10 protein-coding genes are annotated in these 17,222 nt (G+C 54.8%); 4 read left to right on the top strand and 6 right to left on the bottom strand.

Annotated features, from left to right (window positions below; genetic code table 11):
• Positions 1-132: 132 nt before the first annotated feature.
• Positions 133-384: a hypothetical protein gene (locus GN111_RS33390; RefSeq protein ID WP_170302330.1), complete on the bottom strand. Its 252-nt coding sequence runs from the start codon at positions 382-384 to the stop codon at positions 133-135.
• Between GN111_RS33390 and GN111_RS16270 the strand changes: the two genes are divergently transcribed.
• Together GN111_RS16270 and GN111_RS16265 are read left to right on the top strand one after the other, a co-directional pair.
• Positions 378-1,319 carry an adenylate/guanylate cyclase domain-containing protein gene (locus GN111_RS16270; protein WP_170302329.1) on the top strand — a complete coding sequence of 314 codons (942 nt, stop codon included), beginning with the start codon at positions 378-380 and terminating at the stop codon, positions 1,317-1,319. The two genes, GN111_RS33390 and GN111_RS16270, sit on opposite strands and share 7 nt — an antisense overlap.
• Positions 1,320-1,347: 28 nt before the next feature.
• Positions 1,348-1,635 carry a hypothetical protein gene (locus tag GN111_RS16265; protein WP_155304755.1) on the top strand — a complete coding sequence of 96 codons (288 nt, stop codon included), beginning with the start codon at positions 1,348-1,350 and terminating at the stop codon, positions 1,633-1,635.
• 139 nt (positions 1,636-1,774) lie between these two features.
• Here GN111_RS16265 and GN111_RS16260 read toward each other — a convergent pair whose 3' ends face one another.
• Together GN111_RS16260 and GN111_RS16255 are read right to left on the bottom strand one after the other, a co-directional pair.
• The gene (locus GN111_RS16260; RefSeq protein ID WP_155304754.1) at positions 1,775-3,082 is read right to left on the bottom strand and encodes a Ni/Fe hydrogenase subunit alpha; all 1,308 of its coding nucleotides are present in this window, start codon (positions 3,080-3,082) and stop codon (positions 1,775-1,777) included.
• Positions 3,079-4,926 (bottom strand): cyclic nucleotide-binding domain-containing protein, encoded by a 1,848-nt coding sequence (locus GN111_RS16255; protein WP_170302328.1) that lies wholly within the window; start codon positions 4,924-4,926, stop codon positions 3,079-3,081. The genes GN111_RS16260 and GN111_RS16255 overlap by 4 nt, the downstream gene beginning before the upstream one ends.
• Before the next feature lie 696 nt (positions 4,927-5,622).
• Here GN111_RS16255 and GN111_RS16250 point away from each other — a divergent pair.
• Entirely contained in the window at positions 5,623-8,970 is a 3,348-nt protein-coding gene (locus tag GN111_RS16250; protein WP_155304752.1) for a FecR domain-containing protein, read from the top strand.
• A 71-nt stretch (positions 8,971-9,041) separates the two neighbouring features.
• Positions 9,042-10,451 carry a hypothetical protein gene (locus tag GN111_RS16245; protein WP_155304751.1) on the top strand — a complete coding sequence of 470 codons (1,410 nt, stop codon included), beginning with the start codon at positions 9,042-9,044 and terminating at the stop codon, positions 10,449-10,451.
• 297 nt (positions 10,452-10,748) lie between these two features.
• Here the strand turns inward: GN111_RS16245 and GN111_RS16240 are convergent, their stop codons facing one another.
• From GN111_RS16240 to GN111_RS16230, 3 genes are all read right to left on the bottom strand, one after another.
• Positions 10,749-13,013, bottom strand: coding sequence for a CHASE2 domain-containing protein (locus GN111_RS16240; protein WP_155304750.1), 2,265 nt, complete (start codon positions 13,011-13,013; stop codon positions 10,749-10,751).
• A gap of 18 nt (positions 13,014-13,031) precedes the next feature.
• Positions 13,032-13,925 (bottom strand): metal-dependent phosphohydrolase, encoded by an 894-nt coding sequence (locus GN111_RS16235; protein ID WP_155304749.1) that lies wholly within the window; start codon positions 13,923-13,925, stop codon positions 13,032-13,034.
• A gap of 65 nt (positions 13,926-13,990) precedes the next feature.
• Positions 13,991-17,221: an MMPL family transporter gene (locus GN111_RS16230; protein WP_155304748.1), complete on the bottom strand. Its 3,231-nt coding sequence runs from the start codon at positions 17,219-17,221 to the stop codon at positions 13,991-13,993.
• Between the last annotated feature and the right edge of the window lies 1 nt (position 17,222).

Genomic DNA, 17,222 nt, shown 5'->3' with positions numbered 1-17,222 from the left:
TTGGCGGGGCGGGTTTATCAGAGCCGTTTTCAACCGCAATGACTTGCTGCGTTAAACCTTTGACTGGATATGGGCTCCCACGCTTGAGCGTCGGAACCAGGAAAGCGTTATACCAGGTCGAATGCGACTCCCTCAGGACGGCAGCGGATGACCATTGCCGTCAAACCATCGATGTGGTAAGAAAATAGAAACCTTTTCTGCATCTCTCTGAATTCCGAAGTCGTGACAGGCATGCATGTTGCCGGAAGTGATCGTCGTAGCGGTTGCCCACAAAGAAGCGGGTAGTCGATGTTGTTGGATTTTGAAAGCGAGTCGTTTGGCTGTAAAAGCAATCCACCACACGTGAGGCTTTGAAAAAGAGAATGCCATCGGATGCTGTGACATCTGAACCCTGCCTGACATGGCAGGACGAGAACGGTACCCAACATCGCCTCGCTTTGACGGACAGGATCTTTTTAGGCCGCGTCTGCCGGGGCATCGAAAGGGAAAAGCGCATTCTCGTTCGCAATCCCATGGTTTCCCGGGATCATGCCGTTGTTCGTCTGACTCATAGTGGTGTGGAAATTGTAGATCTGAGCAAGAATGGCACCTGGGTCAACGATGTCCGCATGGCGCCAGGGGCCTCCCGCAACCTCAAAGACGGCGACTGCATCACCCTGGGCAACATCTCCATCGTTCTATCCTGTCCCCGTTCGATCACCCCATCGGACGAAGATACCTGGACCGAGCAGACCACCGTCAACCAAGCTGCGGTGTCCGTCACCAACCTGGTGGCCGACGTACGCGGGTTCTCCGCTTTTTCTCAACAGGTCGATTCGACGACCGTTTACACGTTCATCAAGGCGGTTTTTTCCCGTTTCAGCGCCATTGTCAACGCACACCATGGGACGGTGAAAGACTACGCCGGAGACGCGGTTTTCGCTTTCTGGGAGCATCCTGGCACATTCTCAACCGAACATGCCCTGCCGGCGTGCCAGGCCGCCGTCGAACAGCTTTCCAGTCTGCCCGAGATCCACCGGCAACTGCGGGATCGTGGATTGGATTTGCCCCCTCCGGTATTGGGCTGGGGGGTGACCACCGGCCAGGTTACGCTTTCCCACTATGGGTCGCGATCTGCCGATCTTGCCCTTGTAGGGGACTGCATCAACCTGGCCTTCCGTTTATCATCCATGGCCAGCAAAACGCTTCAGGCTCCCATTGTCCTGTGCAGCCAGACCGCCTCTCTGGTGAATCGGCGATTGCCGCTTCAGGACTTGGGAAACCATGAAATCCGAGGGCGCAGTGGACAGGAGCATTTATTCGGCATCCAAATGAGGTGAGCGCCCCCAACCCTTCGGGAAAATCGCTTTGGCCCTGAACACCCTTTATTCCAATCTTCGCCGGTTGTCCGCAAAGGCCTGTTTCGGATGGATCATGGGCCATCGGGTATCCGTTATTCTCGCCGTCCTCGCGCTGACGCTTTTTTTCCTCACCACCCTGCCCAAGCTGGTTTTCAACACTTCGATCTACGACATGGTAATTGAAGATCTGGAGGAAACCCGCGAGTACCAAGCCTTCAAAAACGTTTTCGGCGGCGAAGAGATTATCCGCGTGGTGATCTCCGGCCAGAATGTCTTCGATGAACTGGCTTTTTAAAACATCTATTACGGCAGGGAAGCGGATCGTGGAATTTTTTCAATGAATCACAAGCTGGGCTAATGTTGGGATACGGGTATTGCTATCTGTAACAGTCGATAGGATTATTGCGGTTGGGGGATACGGGTGGGGCCTGGGATTAGTGTGTGGCGCAAGTCAGACAGGGGTCGAACAGGCGAATGCAGCGAGCGATTGCCCGTTGCCCGGATTCGGAGAGTCCCTCGGAGTCTAAATGTTGTTCGGCCAGGTCCTTGATGATGAAGTTGATCAGCGGATTGTTGAATTGGGTGGCAACCAGCAGTTTCAGCCGCTCGATTTTTCCGCGGTTGATGGTATAACTGTGCATCAGGACGCCCCGGGGTGCTTCAACCACCGCGATGCCTTTGCCGCTTTCGCTTGGATTCATGGACTCTGCAGCGATTTTGGACAAGTCGATGTCCTGCACCAATTCTTTGATCCGGGTTGCAGACCAATAAATTTCTGCCAACCGGACGACGTCGACATATTCGATATGAATGCCTCTCGACGACTTGGCCCGTTGAATGATCTCGTGATCGGCCAGCGCGGGCATTTGGGTGGCCGAGCCATCCGAGAAGGCTCGTGCGAGGGGGCCGACATGGAATATGCCGTCCGGGAAACCCAATCGCGTCAGGTATGGAAATTTGGCAAATGACCAATCCACGCGCATTTCCGAAACATGGTCCTCGAAATCGGAAATATCGAATTGTTCCTCGCAGGTGCCGTTTGGAGAAAAAACCTTGATGTGACCGTTGGGATTTGAGTTCGCGTCGTAGCACAGAAAGTTGACCTTGCTGTCCCGGGGAAACGCGATCTGACGGTCCCGCAGCTTACGCCGCTCGAGTCTGCTGATGATTCCAATAGCCTCTTGTGCGACGTGGTCGGCAATATCAGCAATCTCCTGCAGGTCGTCCTTCGTCGGGTGTATGCTCATTCCACCAACACACATGGCAACGGGATGAACCGAACGTCGACCCAAGATGGCCACGATGCGGCTTCCGGCCTTTTGGATTTTGAAGGCGGTTTCAGCAATCCGGGGATGATCCTTGATCATGCCGAAAATGCCTTCATCGGTGCCGAGGACATCGGGCTGGGTGAGAAAAAAATAGCTTAAGGCATGGCTGGCGATCCACTCGCCATACACGGCGGCCTGGCGAAGCCGCTGCACCGATTCCTGGACATGAATCTCCAGTGCGTTTTCGATGGCCTGCACGCTGGCCGCCTGGTGGGACATGCAACACAAACCGCAGATTCGAGAGACGATGTGAGGGATATAGGCGGCCTGCTTTCCCTGGCTGAGTTTCTCGAAGCCACGAAAATCCGCGACCATGAACCTGGCGTTTTGCACGCGGCCGTTGTCGATTTCCACGTGGATGGTGGCATTGCCCTCGATGCGAGTCGCCTTGTTGAGTATGAGTTGGCGCTTCATCTGACCCTCAGCAGTTTATCGATGGCATCGCTTTCCAGATTGAGCATGAAATGGCCGCTTTGTTTAATTTTCTTGATCGTTTCCCTCAGATCGTCAACAGGTACACCGCGCCGCTGGGCAATACCCCGGGCGGCAATTTCATCCACGGTATCACCGTTTTTGATATCAATGATGGTTTTTTTAGAGGGTCCCCGACACCCCCAGCAAGGTAAACCGCCTTTGGGACACATGGCATCGTGGCCGCCCCGGGTCATGAACCCCAGGCATATCCGCCCCAGTGAATTGAAGCAGATGCGCTCAACCGGCAGGCGCGAGGACGAAACGCTGCCGGGATAACCCTTGGCCGGCTTGCGATTGCATTTGGAACACACGACGGGCGCTGTTTTGGCGGTTTGACCGCCGGTCAATTCCTCGATCAGATCGCACAGCATGGTCGGGTCCGGTGGGCATCCGGGAATATAGTAGTCGACCTTCTCGAAGGTGTCGATGGTGAATGCCCGCCGTTGAAGGTCAATGCGATTGATTGCATCCGCGTCGCCCCGAGGCATGCCGGACGATCCGGAAAGATAATACGAAAAAGCGTCATCGGTGGCGCCATAACTTTCCTCGATAAGCGACTCCACCTCGAAATGGTTGGCCAAGCCAGGAATCCCGGTAAATGCGGCGCATGTTCCCCATGCCACCAGGTAGCGGCATTTGCGGCGGGCTTCCTCCAGGCGCATCTGGTCTTCTTTCAGCCGGACGACGCCGTCGACCACGATGACCTCGGATTGTGGCAGCGTCTCGCGATCCATGAGCATTTGGCAATAGTCGATGGATGCCTTGGAAAGGATCTTCGCCAGAAGCGGTTGGTCCAGCAGTACGGCCGAACAGCCGGCGCAGGTCGACAGCGAGACAAAGGAAATCGACACCCGGTTTCGTTTCACCAGCTTCGGTATCCATACCGAGCGTTGCGGCACACGCGCATGACCCGGATCGGCGAGCATGGCTTCGAGGCAGGACAGCCGTAAGATAAGCGTTTTGATCAAGGCCACGATCAGTCGGGGCTCGGTGTGAATGCCTTCCAGGAACCGCTGCTTGTCAATGACGATCAGGTCCGTGGGCTCCAGAGCCGTGACCGTAGCGCTGCGAGGCATATCGGTGATGAGTGCCATTTCCCCGAAAAAATCACCTGGTCCGATGGTGTCGATAAAACGGGAATCGTGGGCTGCATGCTTGCTGATGCCCACCGTGCCGCGCACGACCAAGTACATGCAGTCGCCGGTATCGCCTTCGTAAAAAATCGTCTCTCCCTCGGCGGCGTGATGTCGAAAGTGCGCCATTCCGCTATCGCTGTGGGCCATCAGCAGGTCATTGGCAAGGTCCGCGCCGTCGTGCAATGCGTCTGCGGCGGCCCCCGGCGTTTTCTCCCTGCCTTCGTCGGAAAATGTTTTGCCGGCAGCCATGGCGTTTCGGAACGCTTCGTTTTCACGCAGCGCTTTACGGTAGCGGTGATGGGCGCGCTGCAGCCGCTGAATCAGTTTCCTCAACAGATGCAGCGAGACGTCGGAATCGCATTCCAACCGTTCAATCAGCAGGGTTTTGGTCAGGGGGATCAGGCGGGTATGGCTAATGGCGGTGACGGTGGCGGATCGCACATCGTTTTGCAGCAGCGCCATTTCTCCAAAAAAGTCGCCTTTTTCGAGAATGGCGAGCACCGTATCCCGGCCGTTTTGGCACTGGGAGACCTCGACGGCCCCGGATTGGATGATATACATGACGTCGCCGGGGTCGCCCTGGCGGAAAACGATTTCCCCCCTGCGGAAAGTTGAACCGAAAAGCTCGGGACCATAGGATCTGTTCATCGAAACCGTTTCCGCACAAAGGGCAACCGTCAACATTGACAATGTGATGGTGCTTGGTTTTTATTGTAGTGCGTTTTTGGGCTTAAGAACCACTAAATCCAAACGGGTAAAATAATACCATCCGCGGATTAGGTTGCAAGTCCCTTTTTGATCGACGCCTCTCGTCTCGTTAAGGTCAGATTGATTCTTCGGTCAATGCAGAAGGCGTATCCGAAATATTGCCATGCGCATTTGCTTGAATTTCGCTTGATATGTCTTCAGAAGAACTTTTAATGGCAAAATTCGTTGAATGTCCTTGTCTTAGCATTAATTTTTACAAAAAACACTTAATTTGACTAAGGGTTTTATCATTGAAAAAATGTTATATACATTTTCATTTTTTATGGTAGTTTATTTAGTATATTTGGGATTTTAGTCCCATCTGTAAAAATGTTACTCTCTCCTAATTTTGAGCGAATATAGATATTCATTTCAATGAAGCTTCGGCTCCGCGTCATGCTGGATACTCAAGATTCCTGAAGGTTGTGGTGTTCTCTATTATTCGAATGATCTGATTTATAATAGCTCTCAGCCGAATTACTTCCCGCTTGAACCTTGCTGCCAACCGGTCGCTGCAGCGACAGGCGCTTTCAGTGCCGCAAGGTAAAAGAAAAAATCAATAACCACGGGATTAACGGACATGAGGGGAGGTCTTTTATGCAAGGGGTGACATCCAACTCAAAACTTGTACTGTTTTCTATCTTCCTGACACTCCTTTTTTCATCGTTCGCCTGGGCGGCCGGATCGGATTGCGACCCGCCGGCGGCTACCGCCGTTTCCGTTCAGGGCGTGGTGCAATTCCGATCGACGGGCGGGGACGCCTGGCAGGCGGTCAAACTGAACGACACCTTCTGTCCCGGCGACGAGATCCGTGTGCAGGACAACAGCCGCGCCAGCCTTGCTCTGGCCAACGAGTCCGTCCTGCGGCTCAACGCCAACTCCTCCATCGTGGTCCAGAAATTCGAGGAGAAGACCTCGTTCGTCGACGTGTTCAAAGGGGCGGCCCACTTATTTGCCCGCAAGCCCAACAAGCTCGAGGTCAACACACCTTACGTGGTCGCCGGCGTTCGCGGCACCGAATTTCTCATCCGGGTGGAGGACGATCAGACCTTTTTGTCGGTCTTCGAGGGCGGCGTACTGGCGTCCAACGATGCCGGCGAGGTGACCCTGACCAGCGGCCAGAGCGCCGTTGCTCAAAAGGGCAGAGCGCCGGTATTGACCACGGTGGTGCGGCCCCGGGATGCGGTCCAGTGGGCACTTTACTACCCGCCGGTGGTATACGTGCCGCCCGGCCAGCCGGAAATGCGTGAAGACCTCAACGATCCGGTGTTTTTAGCCAACCGGGCGTCCCAAGCCCTGGCCGTGGGCGAGATCGACGCTGCCGAGGCGGATCTTGACAGGGCCCTGGCCATCGATCCGGCATCGGCCGACGCCCTTTCCCTGCAGGCCATTGTGGCCTTGGTGCGCAACGACAAGGAAAAGGCCCTTGCCCTGGCCCAGCAAGCCGTCGAGGCCAATCCCAAGTCGGCTACGGCTCTGGTTGCCAAATCCTACGCGCAGCAGGTCCGATTCGATCTCGAAGGCGCGCGAAAAAGCCTGATGGACGCCGTGGCGGCTTCCCCGGACGATGCCCTGGCCCATGCGCGGCTGGCCGAGATCCACCTTTCCTTTGGCAATCTGGACAAAGCCCTGCAGTCGGCCCAGAAGGCGGCGGCCATTGCCCCAGGCCTCTCCCGCACCCAGACCGTGCTGGGCTTCGCCTACCTGACCCAGGTCAAGACCGACGAGGCGCGGGCGGCATTCGACCAGGCCATCCAGGCCGACCAGGCCGATCCGCTGCCCCGCCTGGGCCTGGGCCTGGCCAAGATCCGAGAGGGGCAGTTGGAGGCGGGGCGCATGGATCTGGAAGTGGCCGCCAGCCTGGATCCCAATAGTTCATTGATCCGCAGTTATCTCGGCAAGGCCTACTACGAAGAGAAACGCGGCGGCCTGGACGAACGCGAATACAAGACCGCCAAGGAGCTGGATCCCAACGACCCCACCCCCTGGTTTTACAGTGCCATCGCCAAGCAGACCACCAACCGGCCGGTGGAGGCCCTGCAGGATTTCGAGACCGCCAAGGAACTCAACGACAACCGGGCGGTCTACCGCTCCAAACTGTTATTGGATTCGGATCTGGCCGCCCGCAGCGCGGCCACGGCTCGGATCTACAACGATCTCGGTTTCGGGCAGCGCGGCCTGCTGGAAGGCTACAATGCGGTCAACGCCGACCCGACCAACTTTTCGGCCCACCGCTTTCTGGCCGACACCTATGCCACGCTGCCGCGGCACGAGATCGCCCGGGTCAGCGAACTGCTCCAGTCCCAGCTCCTGCAGCCCACCAATACCACCCCCATCCAACCCGGTCTTGCAGAAAGCAACCTGTTTCTGATCAGCGCCCAGGGGGCGGCCCAAACTTCTTTTAACGAGTTCAATCCGCTGTTTGCCCGAGACGGCGCAACACTGCAAGCCAGTGGATTGTACGGAAGCAACGAAACGTGGGGCGGTGAAGGTGTTGCCTCAGGTATTTATGGCAAGATTTCGCTTAGCGCAGGCTACACCCATTACGAAACGGATGGCTGGCGGGAGAATTCAGATCAGAAGGACGACATCGCCAATATTTTTGCCCAGTATGAGATTTCTGATAAAACAAGTATTCAGGCAGAATACAGATACAGAGACAACGAAAGAGGTGACATACGTCAGCGGTTCTTTCAGGAAGACTTTTTGACAGACCAGCGCACGGAGGTCACGACGAATTCGGCGCGGGTTGGCTTACGCCATGCCTTTTCGCCGGGTTCTATTGTCTTGGGCAATTTTCAGTATGCAAAAAAGGATGACGATTTTTTCGACGTGTTTTTTTACGATTTTGGCTTTCCGCCACCTCTTGTAGAGTTAAATTTTGAAAACCCACAAGAAAGTGAAGATTACGCTGGTGAGCTTTCCTATCTGTTTCGCTCGAAAACCATCGATCTGGTGAGTGGTGTAGGATATGTCAAAAAAAATGAAGATGTCACATTCGCAGGAACCTTTCAGTGGCCTGGGACGGACCCGCCGACATTTATAGATTCTTTTTCTGACCCCTTAGAATATGAGGTCGATCACGTCAATCTTTACGCATATTCCTATTTCAGACCATTGGAAGGCTTCATATTCTCGGTTGGAGCAAGTGGTGACTTCTACAATGATGATGAACAAAACTACGGTGAAGAGGAAATTGAAGAATCCCAGTTCAATCCAAAATTGGGTGTTAGCTGGAACCCTTTTTCATCCACGACCATTCGCGGTGCCGTGTTCAGGACGTTTAAAAGAACGCTAGTAACGGAACAGACCCTCGAACCCACCCAGGTGGCCGGCTTCAATCAATTTTTTGACGATCCTGAAGCAACAGATGCGTGGGTCTATGGTGTTGCTCTCGATCAGAAACTCCCTAAAGACGTTTACTTCGGAATGGAGCTTTCTTACCGGGACTTGAGTGTGCCTTTTTACGGCCTGGCAAACACACTTGAAGAAGCGAGTTGGGAGGAATATCTCGGCCGTGCCTACCTTTACTGGACCCCGCATGAGTGGCTGGCATTGAAGGCGGAATATCTGTATGAGGATTTTGAAAGAGACGAGGGATTCACCGATGGCGTAAAGGACATGCGAACGCATCGATTTCCGTTGGGGATTAATTTCTTCCACCCTTCCGGATTGAGCGCCGGCTTAACAGCCACCTATTATGATCAAAAGGGTACCATAGAACGGACCGTGATAGATTTTGGCGTTTTTGAGGATGGTGCTGACCAGTTCTGGCTGGTGGATGCCGCGATCAGCTATCGTTTTCCCAATCGCTATGGGTTCGCCACCCTGGGAGTGAAGAATCTCTTCGACGAAGAATTTGACTATTACGAAGTAGACAGAAATAACCTGACGATTCAGCAGGACATGCAGATCTATGTTAAACTTACATTAACACTGCCATAAGAATCAATTTTAACGCCGCAGAGCGGCGGGGTATTAGACCCGTTGCTTCGCGATAAATCAAGGAGGTTGTTATGTTTAAACGACTTATGATGAGCATACTTGCTCTAAGCATGGTTGCGATTTGGGTATCTGAAGCCACCGCGCGTACAACCATATATCGAAGGAGCGTAGGCGTCAACGCTACATTTAAAAGCCAAACCAATAATTATACTGGCTCTAAATTTACCGCTAGAATCTTCGGCCTTCCAGCCGATGAGGGCGGTAAATGTGGTGACATTTGGGGCACACTTTATTGCGGAGAGGGGGATAATTCTGAGGCTGGAAAACTAGCATGCGACAAAGCGGACGGATATTCCGCAGCACTCGTCGTTGCCCTCGACAAAGACGCCATCGCCCCAAACTCGCCATACTTAGATGATGGAGTTGTGGGCTATTTCACGTTCGAGGATGTGAATTTCAATGAAAAAGATATCAACCAACGGCTGGAACTGAAAGCCTTTAGGGAATGGGCCGCAGAAGATGATCCTGTCATAATTTCCCTGCCTATAGGTGATGTCAGCGAACAAGCGGGATTCCACGTTATCACCGACGAGGCCTTTAATGAGGACTCCGAACTTCGTGAATATGTGGGTGACTGGAATAACGCCCTGGGTAAATTTCTACCCACAGTTAGTGAAAAAGAAATTTCAAAAATCAACTTAGATCCATTGTGGGGGGTGGGCCTCGATCCCTTGGTGGGAAAGACAATTTGCGCGACAGTCCATCACGACGAGATTAAAGGCGATTCGCTGAAGGGTAATTATCTTGGACTCGCGGCGTTTAGGGTACTCCAAAGATCAGGGTCATGGGCGGATGTGGAAGTTTTGAGTGCCTACGACGTCTGCGGGAGACTGCTGTACAATGAGACCGAACCCGCCGTGACTGGGCAAGGGCAATGCCATGTGGCTGAGGATGCGATTGTTTGGGCGCCTGCGCCCTATTATGAAGGCAATACTCTAACATCGGATGTAAATACATTCCCTGAGGTGACAGGCACATTGAATTGCTACAATAACCCGACCTTTGCCCAAGATGGATTTCCTTATGAATGCACGGGAACGGCAGAGGTTGTGCTAAATGATACTGATGGCCAAAAGCTCTGCAACGATAGATATGGTTTCGATGAGAATGGTGATCCGAATGCATGGTTTGCAGATTTCATCCCCAAAGATAGGGGAGGCAATGATGTTTATGCCGATTATGCTTTTACCTTCCGTATTGAACCACCAACAGGCGTACCCGACATCCCTGAATTGAATGAAGAGCTTATATGCGGCGACATTGTAGTGGAACTACCAGACGGTATCACCTTATCAGAATACGGCTGCACTAATATCGACCCCGATGATGGTGGGCAGATTGATTTAAGCTTCGATAGGTTCACCTGCTTTGGATGTGGACAAGCACCGTGGACAAATGAGGGAACGTTTCCTTTGCCGTAACTTCCTTTAAAGCTGTCATGGAATGTTAGACCGATGACACCTATTGTGATGGGAGATACGATGTTGATGCCTGGGTCGAATAAGGGCCGTATTTAATGATAATTAATATTCACACACAATGAGTTTTTTATCATATTCATAAGCAGATGATCTAAAACACCAGGCGGCAGGGCAATTAACAGTCCTGCCGTCATATTTTTAGATTTGTGGAAAATGCTATACCAACTTAACTGAATGAATAACGAGCGTCTTTAGCATCGTACTTTGTTCTCCTACCCACACCCAAAGCCGTTTAGGCTATTTTGTTTTCGGCTCAAACACACACTCCCAATCCTCCGGCGGCGGGTCATCCTGATAGACCATGCAACGTTTCAGCATGGTCTTGGACGGGCCGTCGTCGGGGCGCAGTTCCAATGCCCGCTTGAAGTGTTCGATCGCCTGATCCCAGTGCTGGCGGCAGTATTCGTCGTAGCCGGCGGCATAAGCCTCCAGGGCACCCTGGTGTTCCGGTAACAGGGTTACGCCGGCGCGGTCGACCAGTTCGTACACCCGCACGCACTGCTCCTTGCCCACCACCCGCACCAGGTCCAGATTTCGCAGGATAAAATCATCCTTGACCAGTTCGTAGGTATTCTCGCCGATAATGATGCTGGTTTTGTACTGCTTGTTGAGGCCCTCCAGGCGCGAGCCCAGATTGACCTGGTCGCCCAGCACACCGTAGGCGAAACGGTAGCGCGACCCCAGGTTGCCCAGGAGCATGGGGCCGGAGTTGACCCCGGTGCGCGCGTGCAGAATCGGCCGACCGGTATCGTCCCACTCCCTTGACAACTGGTGGCGGGCGTCCCGCATGGCCAGGGCCGCCTCGCAGGCCCGTTTGGCGTGGTCTGGCTGCTCGATGGGCGCCCCGAAAAAGGCCATCACCTCGTCGCCCACGTACTCCTTGAGGGTGCCGCGCTGCTTGAAAATTTCCTCGGACACCCGGTTGAAATATTCGCTGAGAATCTTGATCATCTCCCGCGGTCCGTAGCGCTCCGAGTAGCTCGTGAAGCGCTCCAGGTCCGAGAAGAGCACCGTCAGAATCTTCTCTTCACCGCCCAGTTTGAGCTGGTCGGGGTCCTTGAGCATCTCTTCGATGACCATGGGAGCCACGTACTGCCGGAAGGTGCCCTTGATCTTGCGGCGCTCGCGCTCCACGGTGGAATAGCGGAATACGGTGATGAGACTGTAGCTTATAATCAACGATAGGAGCGGGTAGATCATGTTCAGCCACAGGCTGAGGTGGACAAAGATCCATCGGGTCACGAAGATGTGAAGGGAAAAGATGCCCAGGGTAATCAAAATACCGGGGACCGCCCGCACCCGGGACAGGTAGTAACCGGGCAGCATGCCGATGGTCAGGATCGCCAGCAGGTCGAAGATTCGCGACCACTGGGGTTTGTTGATGAAGCGCCCCGTGAGCATGGTGTCGATGATGTTGGCGTGAATTTCCACTCCCGGAAAGACCGGGCTCAACGGCGTCGCGCGCAGATCGTGGGTGCCGACGGCGGTCGCCCCTACGATGACGATGCGGTCGGTAAAGGTGCCGGCCGGCGTGCGGCCGTGTAGAATGTCGGTGACCGAGTAGTGGGGAAAGGTTTTGGGCGGCCCGAGGTAATTGATGCGCATTTGCCCGTTCTCATCGGTGGGAATGAAGCGGCCGCCCATCCGGATCCCCTCTACTCCGTAGCGGGGCACGTTGACGATCAGTTGGGGGCGATCGAGAAAGTACCAGGTGCTGAGCACGGTCAGGTGAGGGAAGAGGTCCTGGCCGCATTGGATCATCAGCGGCACCCGCCGCACCACCCCGTCGCGGTCGCTGGTGACGGTGAAAAACCCGGAGGCGTCGGCCGCGTCGGTCAGCATTTTCAGGTTCGACTCCGGGGCGTGGGCGGTAATGAATGTCTGGTCGGCCGTATCGGGGTCTTCCTCCAGAATCATGGGATACTTGGAGTTGCCGATCAGGGCCAGCTGGCGGTCGATTTCCGCCTGTCCGATGTCGTAGTCCAGATCGGCGGCGTTCATGTGGAAAAAATAGCCCAGGATGGTGGTCGCTCGGGCCTGCTGGATCGCATCGGCCAGCAGCCGGTCGTTGATATCCCGTTGCACGCGATCCCGCATGACGCCCGGCCGGCGATCTTCCGTGTCCTCCAACTGACGCAGCGCCTGGTCGGCCCCCTTGGGCAGGTAAACGGTGGTGTTCACCTCCGGTTCCAGAAAACCGATGTCGAAGGCGATCACCCTGGCGCCGTCGTCGGAAAGCCGGTTGACCAGTTCGGCGATCTTTGATCGCGGCCAGGGCCAGCGCCCTTCCTTGTCGAGGCTTTTTTCATCGATCATGGCCAGGGCGATGACCGCTACGGCCGGCTGTTTGCCGCGTTGCTGCAGGCGCATGTCGTAAAGCTTGAGTTCGAAGAGGTGCAAAATGGGTACATCGATCACAAACAGAAAGACGGTCAACGCGATGGACAGAACCGTAATGGCGAAAACGCCTCGGATGTATTGCCGGAGTTTGTTGAGTTTCATCGGGGTCGGGTCACCGTATTAAAGCGCTTTCTTGGCAACATTGGGTCGGAAATCTTCCTGCTGGCCGTTGTCGAACAAGTAGCCGCCGAACACATTGGACTGCAGGTTGGCGATCCACTGTTTGCCCTCGTGGGTGACCTTGAGGTATGCGAGGGCGTCCTGGACATAGGGTTTGGCGACATCCCAATAGAACTGGGCGTTGCAGGCCCGCAGGTCGCCGGGGGTTTTGTAGCCCAGCTTCTTGTTGAGTCCCAGCTCTTCGAACTCGTAGAACAGGTTGGTGCATTTCTGCATCCGGTTGGGATCGGCGAGCTGCCCGATGAAGTCCGCGCCCCTTACCAGGCCCGCGAAACCGGCGGTATCCTTGTGGGCCTCGTCATCGGGAACCGGAAATCGCGTCATTTCAATGTAGGAAGCGATCCGTTCAGCGTCCAGCAGACCGCCCGATTCGTCGAGCACCTTCTTGCCAAACCGTTCGATAACGAAGCGTTTGCTTCGATCGATGTGGTAGGGGGCCAGCTGCGCGTCGGTGCTGCCTTTAGGGAGTTTGATCTTCTTGTCGCCGACGCCGGTGGCAAGCAGATAGCCGTTGTCATCCGCGCAGATTCCCTTGACGTAGCCGATGTCGTGGCACAGCAGGGCGATGATGAAATGGGCCCAGGCACGCGGCGTTACGCCGCCTTCCGACAAGTGCTTGCCTTCCAGAATCGCCTGTCCGGCCAGCGTGACCATGATGGTGTGTTCCATGTCATGATACAGGGCGTCGGAGTTGGCGATGTTTTCCAGGGCCAGGTGGGCCGTCCAGGCGATGATGTTGCCCAGGTCCTTCTCCATTTCACTGTAAGTGCGGCGATAGGCGTCCTTGATCTGCCGGATACAGTACTCTTCCTTGACTTTTTGGAGGTTCAGCATGGTGATGTCTCCTCAGTATAGAAGGGATTAGGGAAATCACTTGAATGCGACATGGTTTTTGTGGATCAATTGTTCGCACGCAGGGTTCTTCTTTCCCTGATCTTTCGCAGGGTCTGCTCGATGATCTTTTCACCGTCGAGGTCGCCGACCACCTCGAGGGGCGCGACACGGAAGGTCATCGCGAAGTCAACGCCCGGATTGAATCGGGCTTTCAGACCGTCGATTTTTTCCTGGAGTCGTGTCCGGATCTGACGGGTTTCCTGTTCGGATACCGCGGCAATCAGCATGGCGAACAGGTCCGTATCGATCCGGCTGATCAAGTCGCAGCGGCGGATACCGGCTGTGAAGGCCTCGCCAATACTTCGCAGCAATCGGTTTTTCATTTCCGTCGAATGGCCGTCGTTATTCTCGGCAAAGGTGAATTCGATAACGGCCATTTGCAGGGACTGTCCGAGACGCCGGGCACGGTTGGCCTCCTGTTCAAGGCACCGGGCAAATCCCTTGCGGTTTTTCAGGCCGGTGAGATCATCCACCAGGCTCTCCTGAGCCAGGCAGACGGTCAGCCGCTCCACCCGGTCGCACAAAATGCCCATCATGTTGACAAAAAACTTCTGCGCCGTGGGCGGATAGAGCCATTGCAGCCGCTGGATCACCTTCCAGTTGATGGGCAGCAGTTCACTATCCTCGGTGGCTACGACCGTGGCCGAACGGGGAGCGCCTCTCAGCAACCCCATCTCACCGAGAATATCGCCGGTGCTGATCTTGGCGATACATTTCTGGATGCCCTCGTGGTCGTTCAAGGTGCAGGTGGGATCGTAGTCAATCACATCGAAATGACCGGATATGATTGCGTACATCGATTCGCTGGTATCACCCTTGTAAAACAGAATTTCACCGGAACTTACCGATTTCAATGTTCCGGCCATGATGATGGAGTGGGCTTCGGCGCGTGAAAGCCCCCTGAAAAGGGGGATTCCCAACCCCGTGTCCCCCCCCATCTTGATGCGCACCAGATCCCAGAGGGTGACGAGCTCGACGCGCTGGATCAGAATTGGCAGCAGCACTAGGTCTCCGACCAGGGCTGTTAACATGGTACCCACCATCATGGTGCCGAAGATTGCCGTGGGTTTGAAGCCTGAAAAGGCGAGAATTACAAAACCCGTGGCAATGGTCAGGGTGGTAAAGATGATCGGGCGGCCGATGTGGAAGATGGTCTCCTTAAGGGCGCGTCGATCATCAAGGTCTATTCTGAACTCGCGGTTAAATCGCACCAGATAATGGATCGTGTCGTCAACGGCCAAACCGATGGCAATGCTGGCAATAAGACTGGTGGCCATGGAAAGCTCGATGCCCAGCCATCCCATAAGGCCAAAATTGATTACGATGGGAAACAGATTGGGAACGATGGCGATCAAACCCACTTTGGCCGACAGAAACAGGGCGAACATAATGATGAAGATGACCACCATGGTCAGGACAAAGCTTTTCAGCTGACCGACAACCAGGTGGTGGCTGGACGCCGAGATGACGATGCCGAGGCCGGTGACATCCCACGTAAGATCCTTGGGCATTGCTTCATCTACATGCCGGAGGATCGTTTGGCGAAGATTCAGAAAATCCCTGGAACTGGAGATGTGGGTGAGCAGAAGTATATTGGCCTGGGAGAGGGTCGGCCCCATGAAGGCGTTGTAAATGTCTTTGCCCAGCAGGGATTTGTAGGTGTTGATCAGCATGCGCAGCTCCCAGGACTGTTCGGGCAGCTTGTAGTACGCCGGATCGAACTTGTTCGAGACGTAATTGACCAGCTTCAGGTAGTCGGCAAAAGAGAGGGTCTTGTCCACGCCGGGTTGGGCATCCAGGAAATGCTGAAGTTTTTCGATCTCGGCGATGTGCTGTGCGTCTTCGAAATAATCCTCCTCCGCCGATGCCATTAGGATGTTGACGGGAAAGCTGCCCGACAGATGCTGGTAGATGTCGTGGAAGTGTTGGACCACCTGGGTGTCTTCCTTGAAATAGCCCACCGGATTGGTTTCCACCCGCAGGCGAAGCACCCCGGTGCCGGCAATCAGAACGATGACGGCCAGCACTGCCAGGGTCTTGCGCTGATGGTGCAGGTTCAAGGCGACGATCCAGCCGAGGATCCGATCCATGGCGGATGCCGAGGCCGTATTTTCAGCAGGCACGTTTTTTCGGGCGGGGATGAAGCTGACAAGCACCGGCAGATAGGTCAGCATCAGGATCATGAACACGAGCATGCCTAAACAGGCAAACAGCGCAAATTCACGGATCGCCGAGATCCGGTTGACGAAAAGCGAAGCCAGGCCAAGCAGGGTGGTCAAGATCGCCAGCAGGGTCGGCAGGGTCGTTTTGGTAAAAGTGACGGTCGTTGCGTTGATGGCCGTCCCACCCGTTTCGGCGGCAGATGCGGCAATGGTGCGGTATTCGGCCAGGATGTGCAGGCAATAGGCTGTCCCCACGGCGATGAGAAAGACCGGCACGATCATGGTCAGAATTGAAAGGGGAACGCCCAACAGGGACACCATTCCAAAAGTCCAGACCAGACATAGAATCACACAGGAGAGGGGAACCAGGGCATAGATCACGCTTCTGAACAAGACCAGCAGAACCACGGTAATGAGCAGGAAGGTGATTGGCGGCAAGCGCATAAAATCGTTGAGGGTGAACTGGGCCAGGGCCTGTGAGATCAAGGGCATGCCGATCTGGTAAAGACGAAGGGTGCTGTCTCCGTCGTCAATGATGAGCTGCTGTACAGCATCGATCACCGCACTTTGATCTGCATCGGCTTGCAACACCAGGGTGATCAGGGTCGTCCGGTGGTCGTCGGAAACCAGGTTGTTTCGAAACAGCTCAGCCCCGGCGACGAATTTGGCGAATTGATCCATGGACCAACTGCCGGACAGGTCCACGGCCTTCCGGATGCCTGCCAGGCCGATGACGCGCTGAACTCCCGGAATGGCGGCTGAAGTCTCTTCCAATTGGGCGATCTTCTGAAAATTCAAGGTGTCGTATACATCATCGCATTTGATGACGATGCGAATGAGCTCTTCGGAATCGAAAATCGATTTGAACACCTCGTATCTGGCAGTTTCGGGAAGATCCTCGATGACCAGATCGTGGACGGAGGTCTTAAAGGTGAGATTGGGGATGAAGGCGGCCCACAGCAGCGTCAAGAGAGCAATAGCGCCGAGGACGGCAGGGCGGTGGCGCAGCAACGCCTCGGTGCGTTCCGCTGGGCTGAAAAAACGGACCATCCGGTGCAGATTAAGTCTATGCATG

Source organism: Desulfosarcina widdelii (assembly GCF_009688965.1).
Taxonomy (GTDB): domain Bacteria; phylum Desulfobacterota; class Desulfobacteria; order Desulfobacterales; family Desulfosarcinaceae; genus Desulfosarcina; species Desulfosarcina widdelii.
The sequence above is the reverse complement of the archived record's forward strand: the minus strand, read 5'-3'. Positions and strand labels throughout refer to the sequence as shown.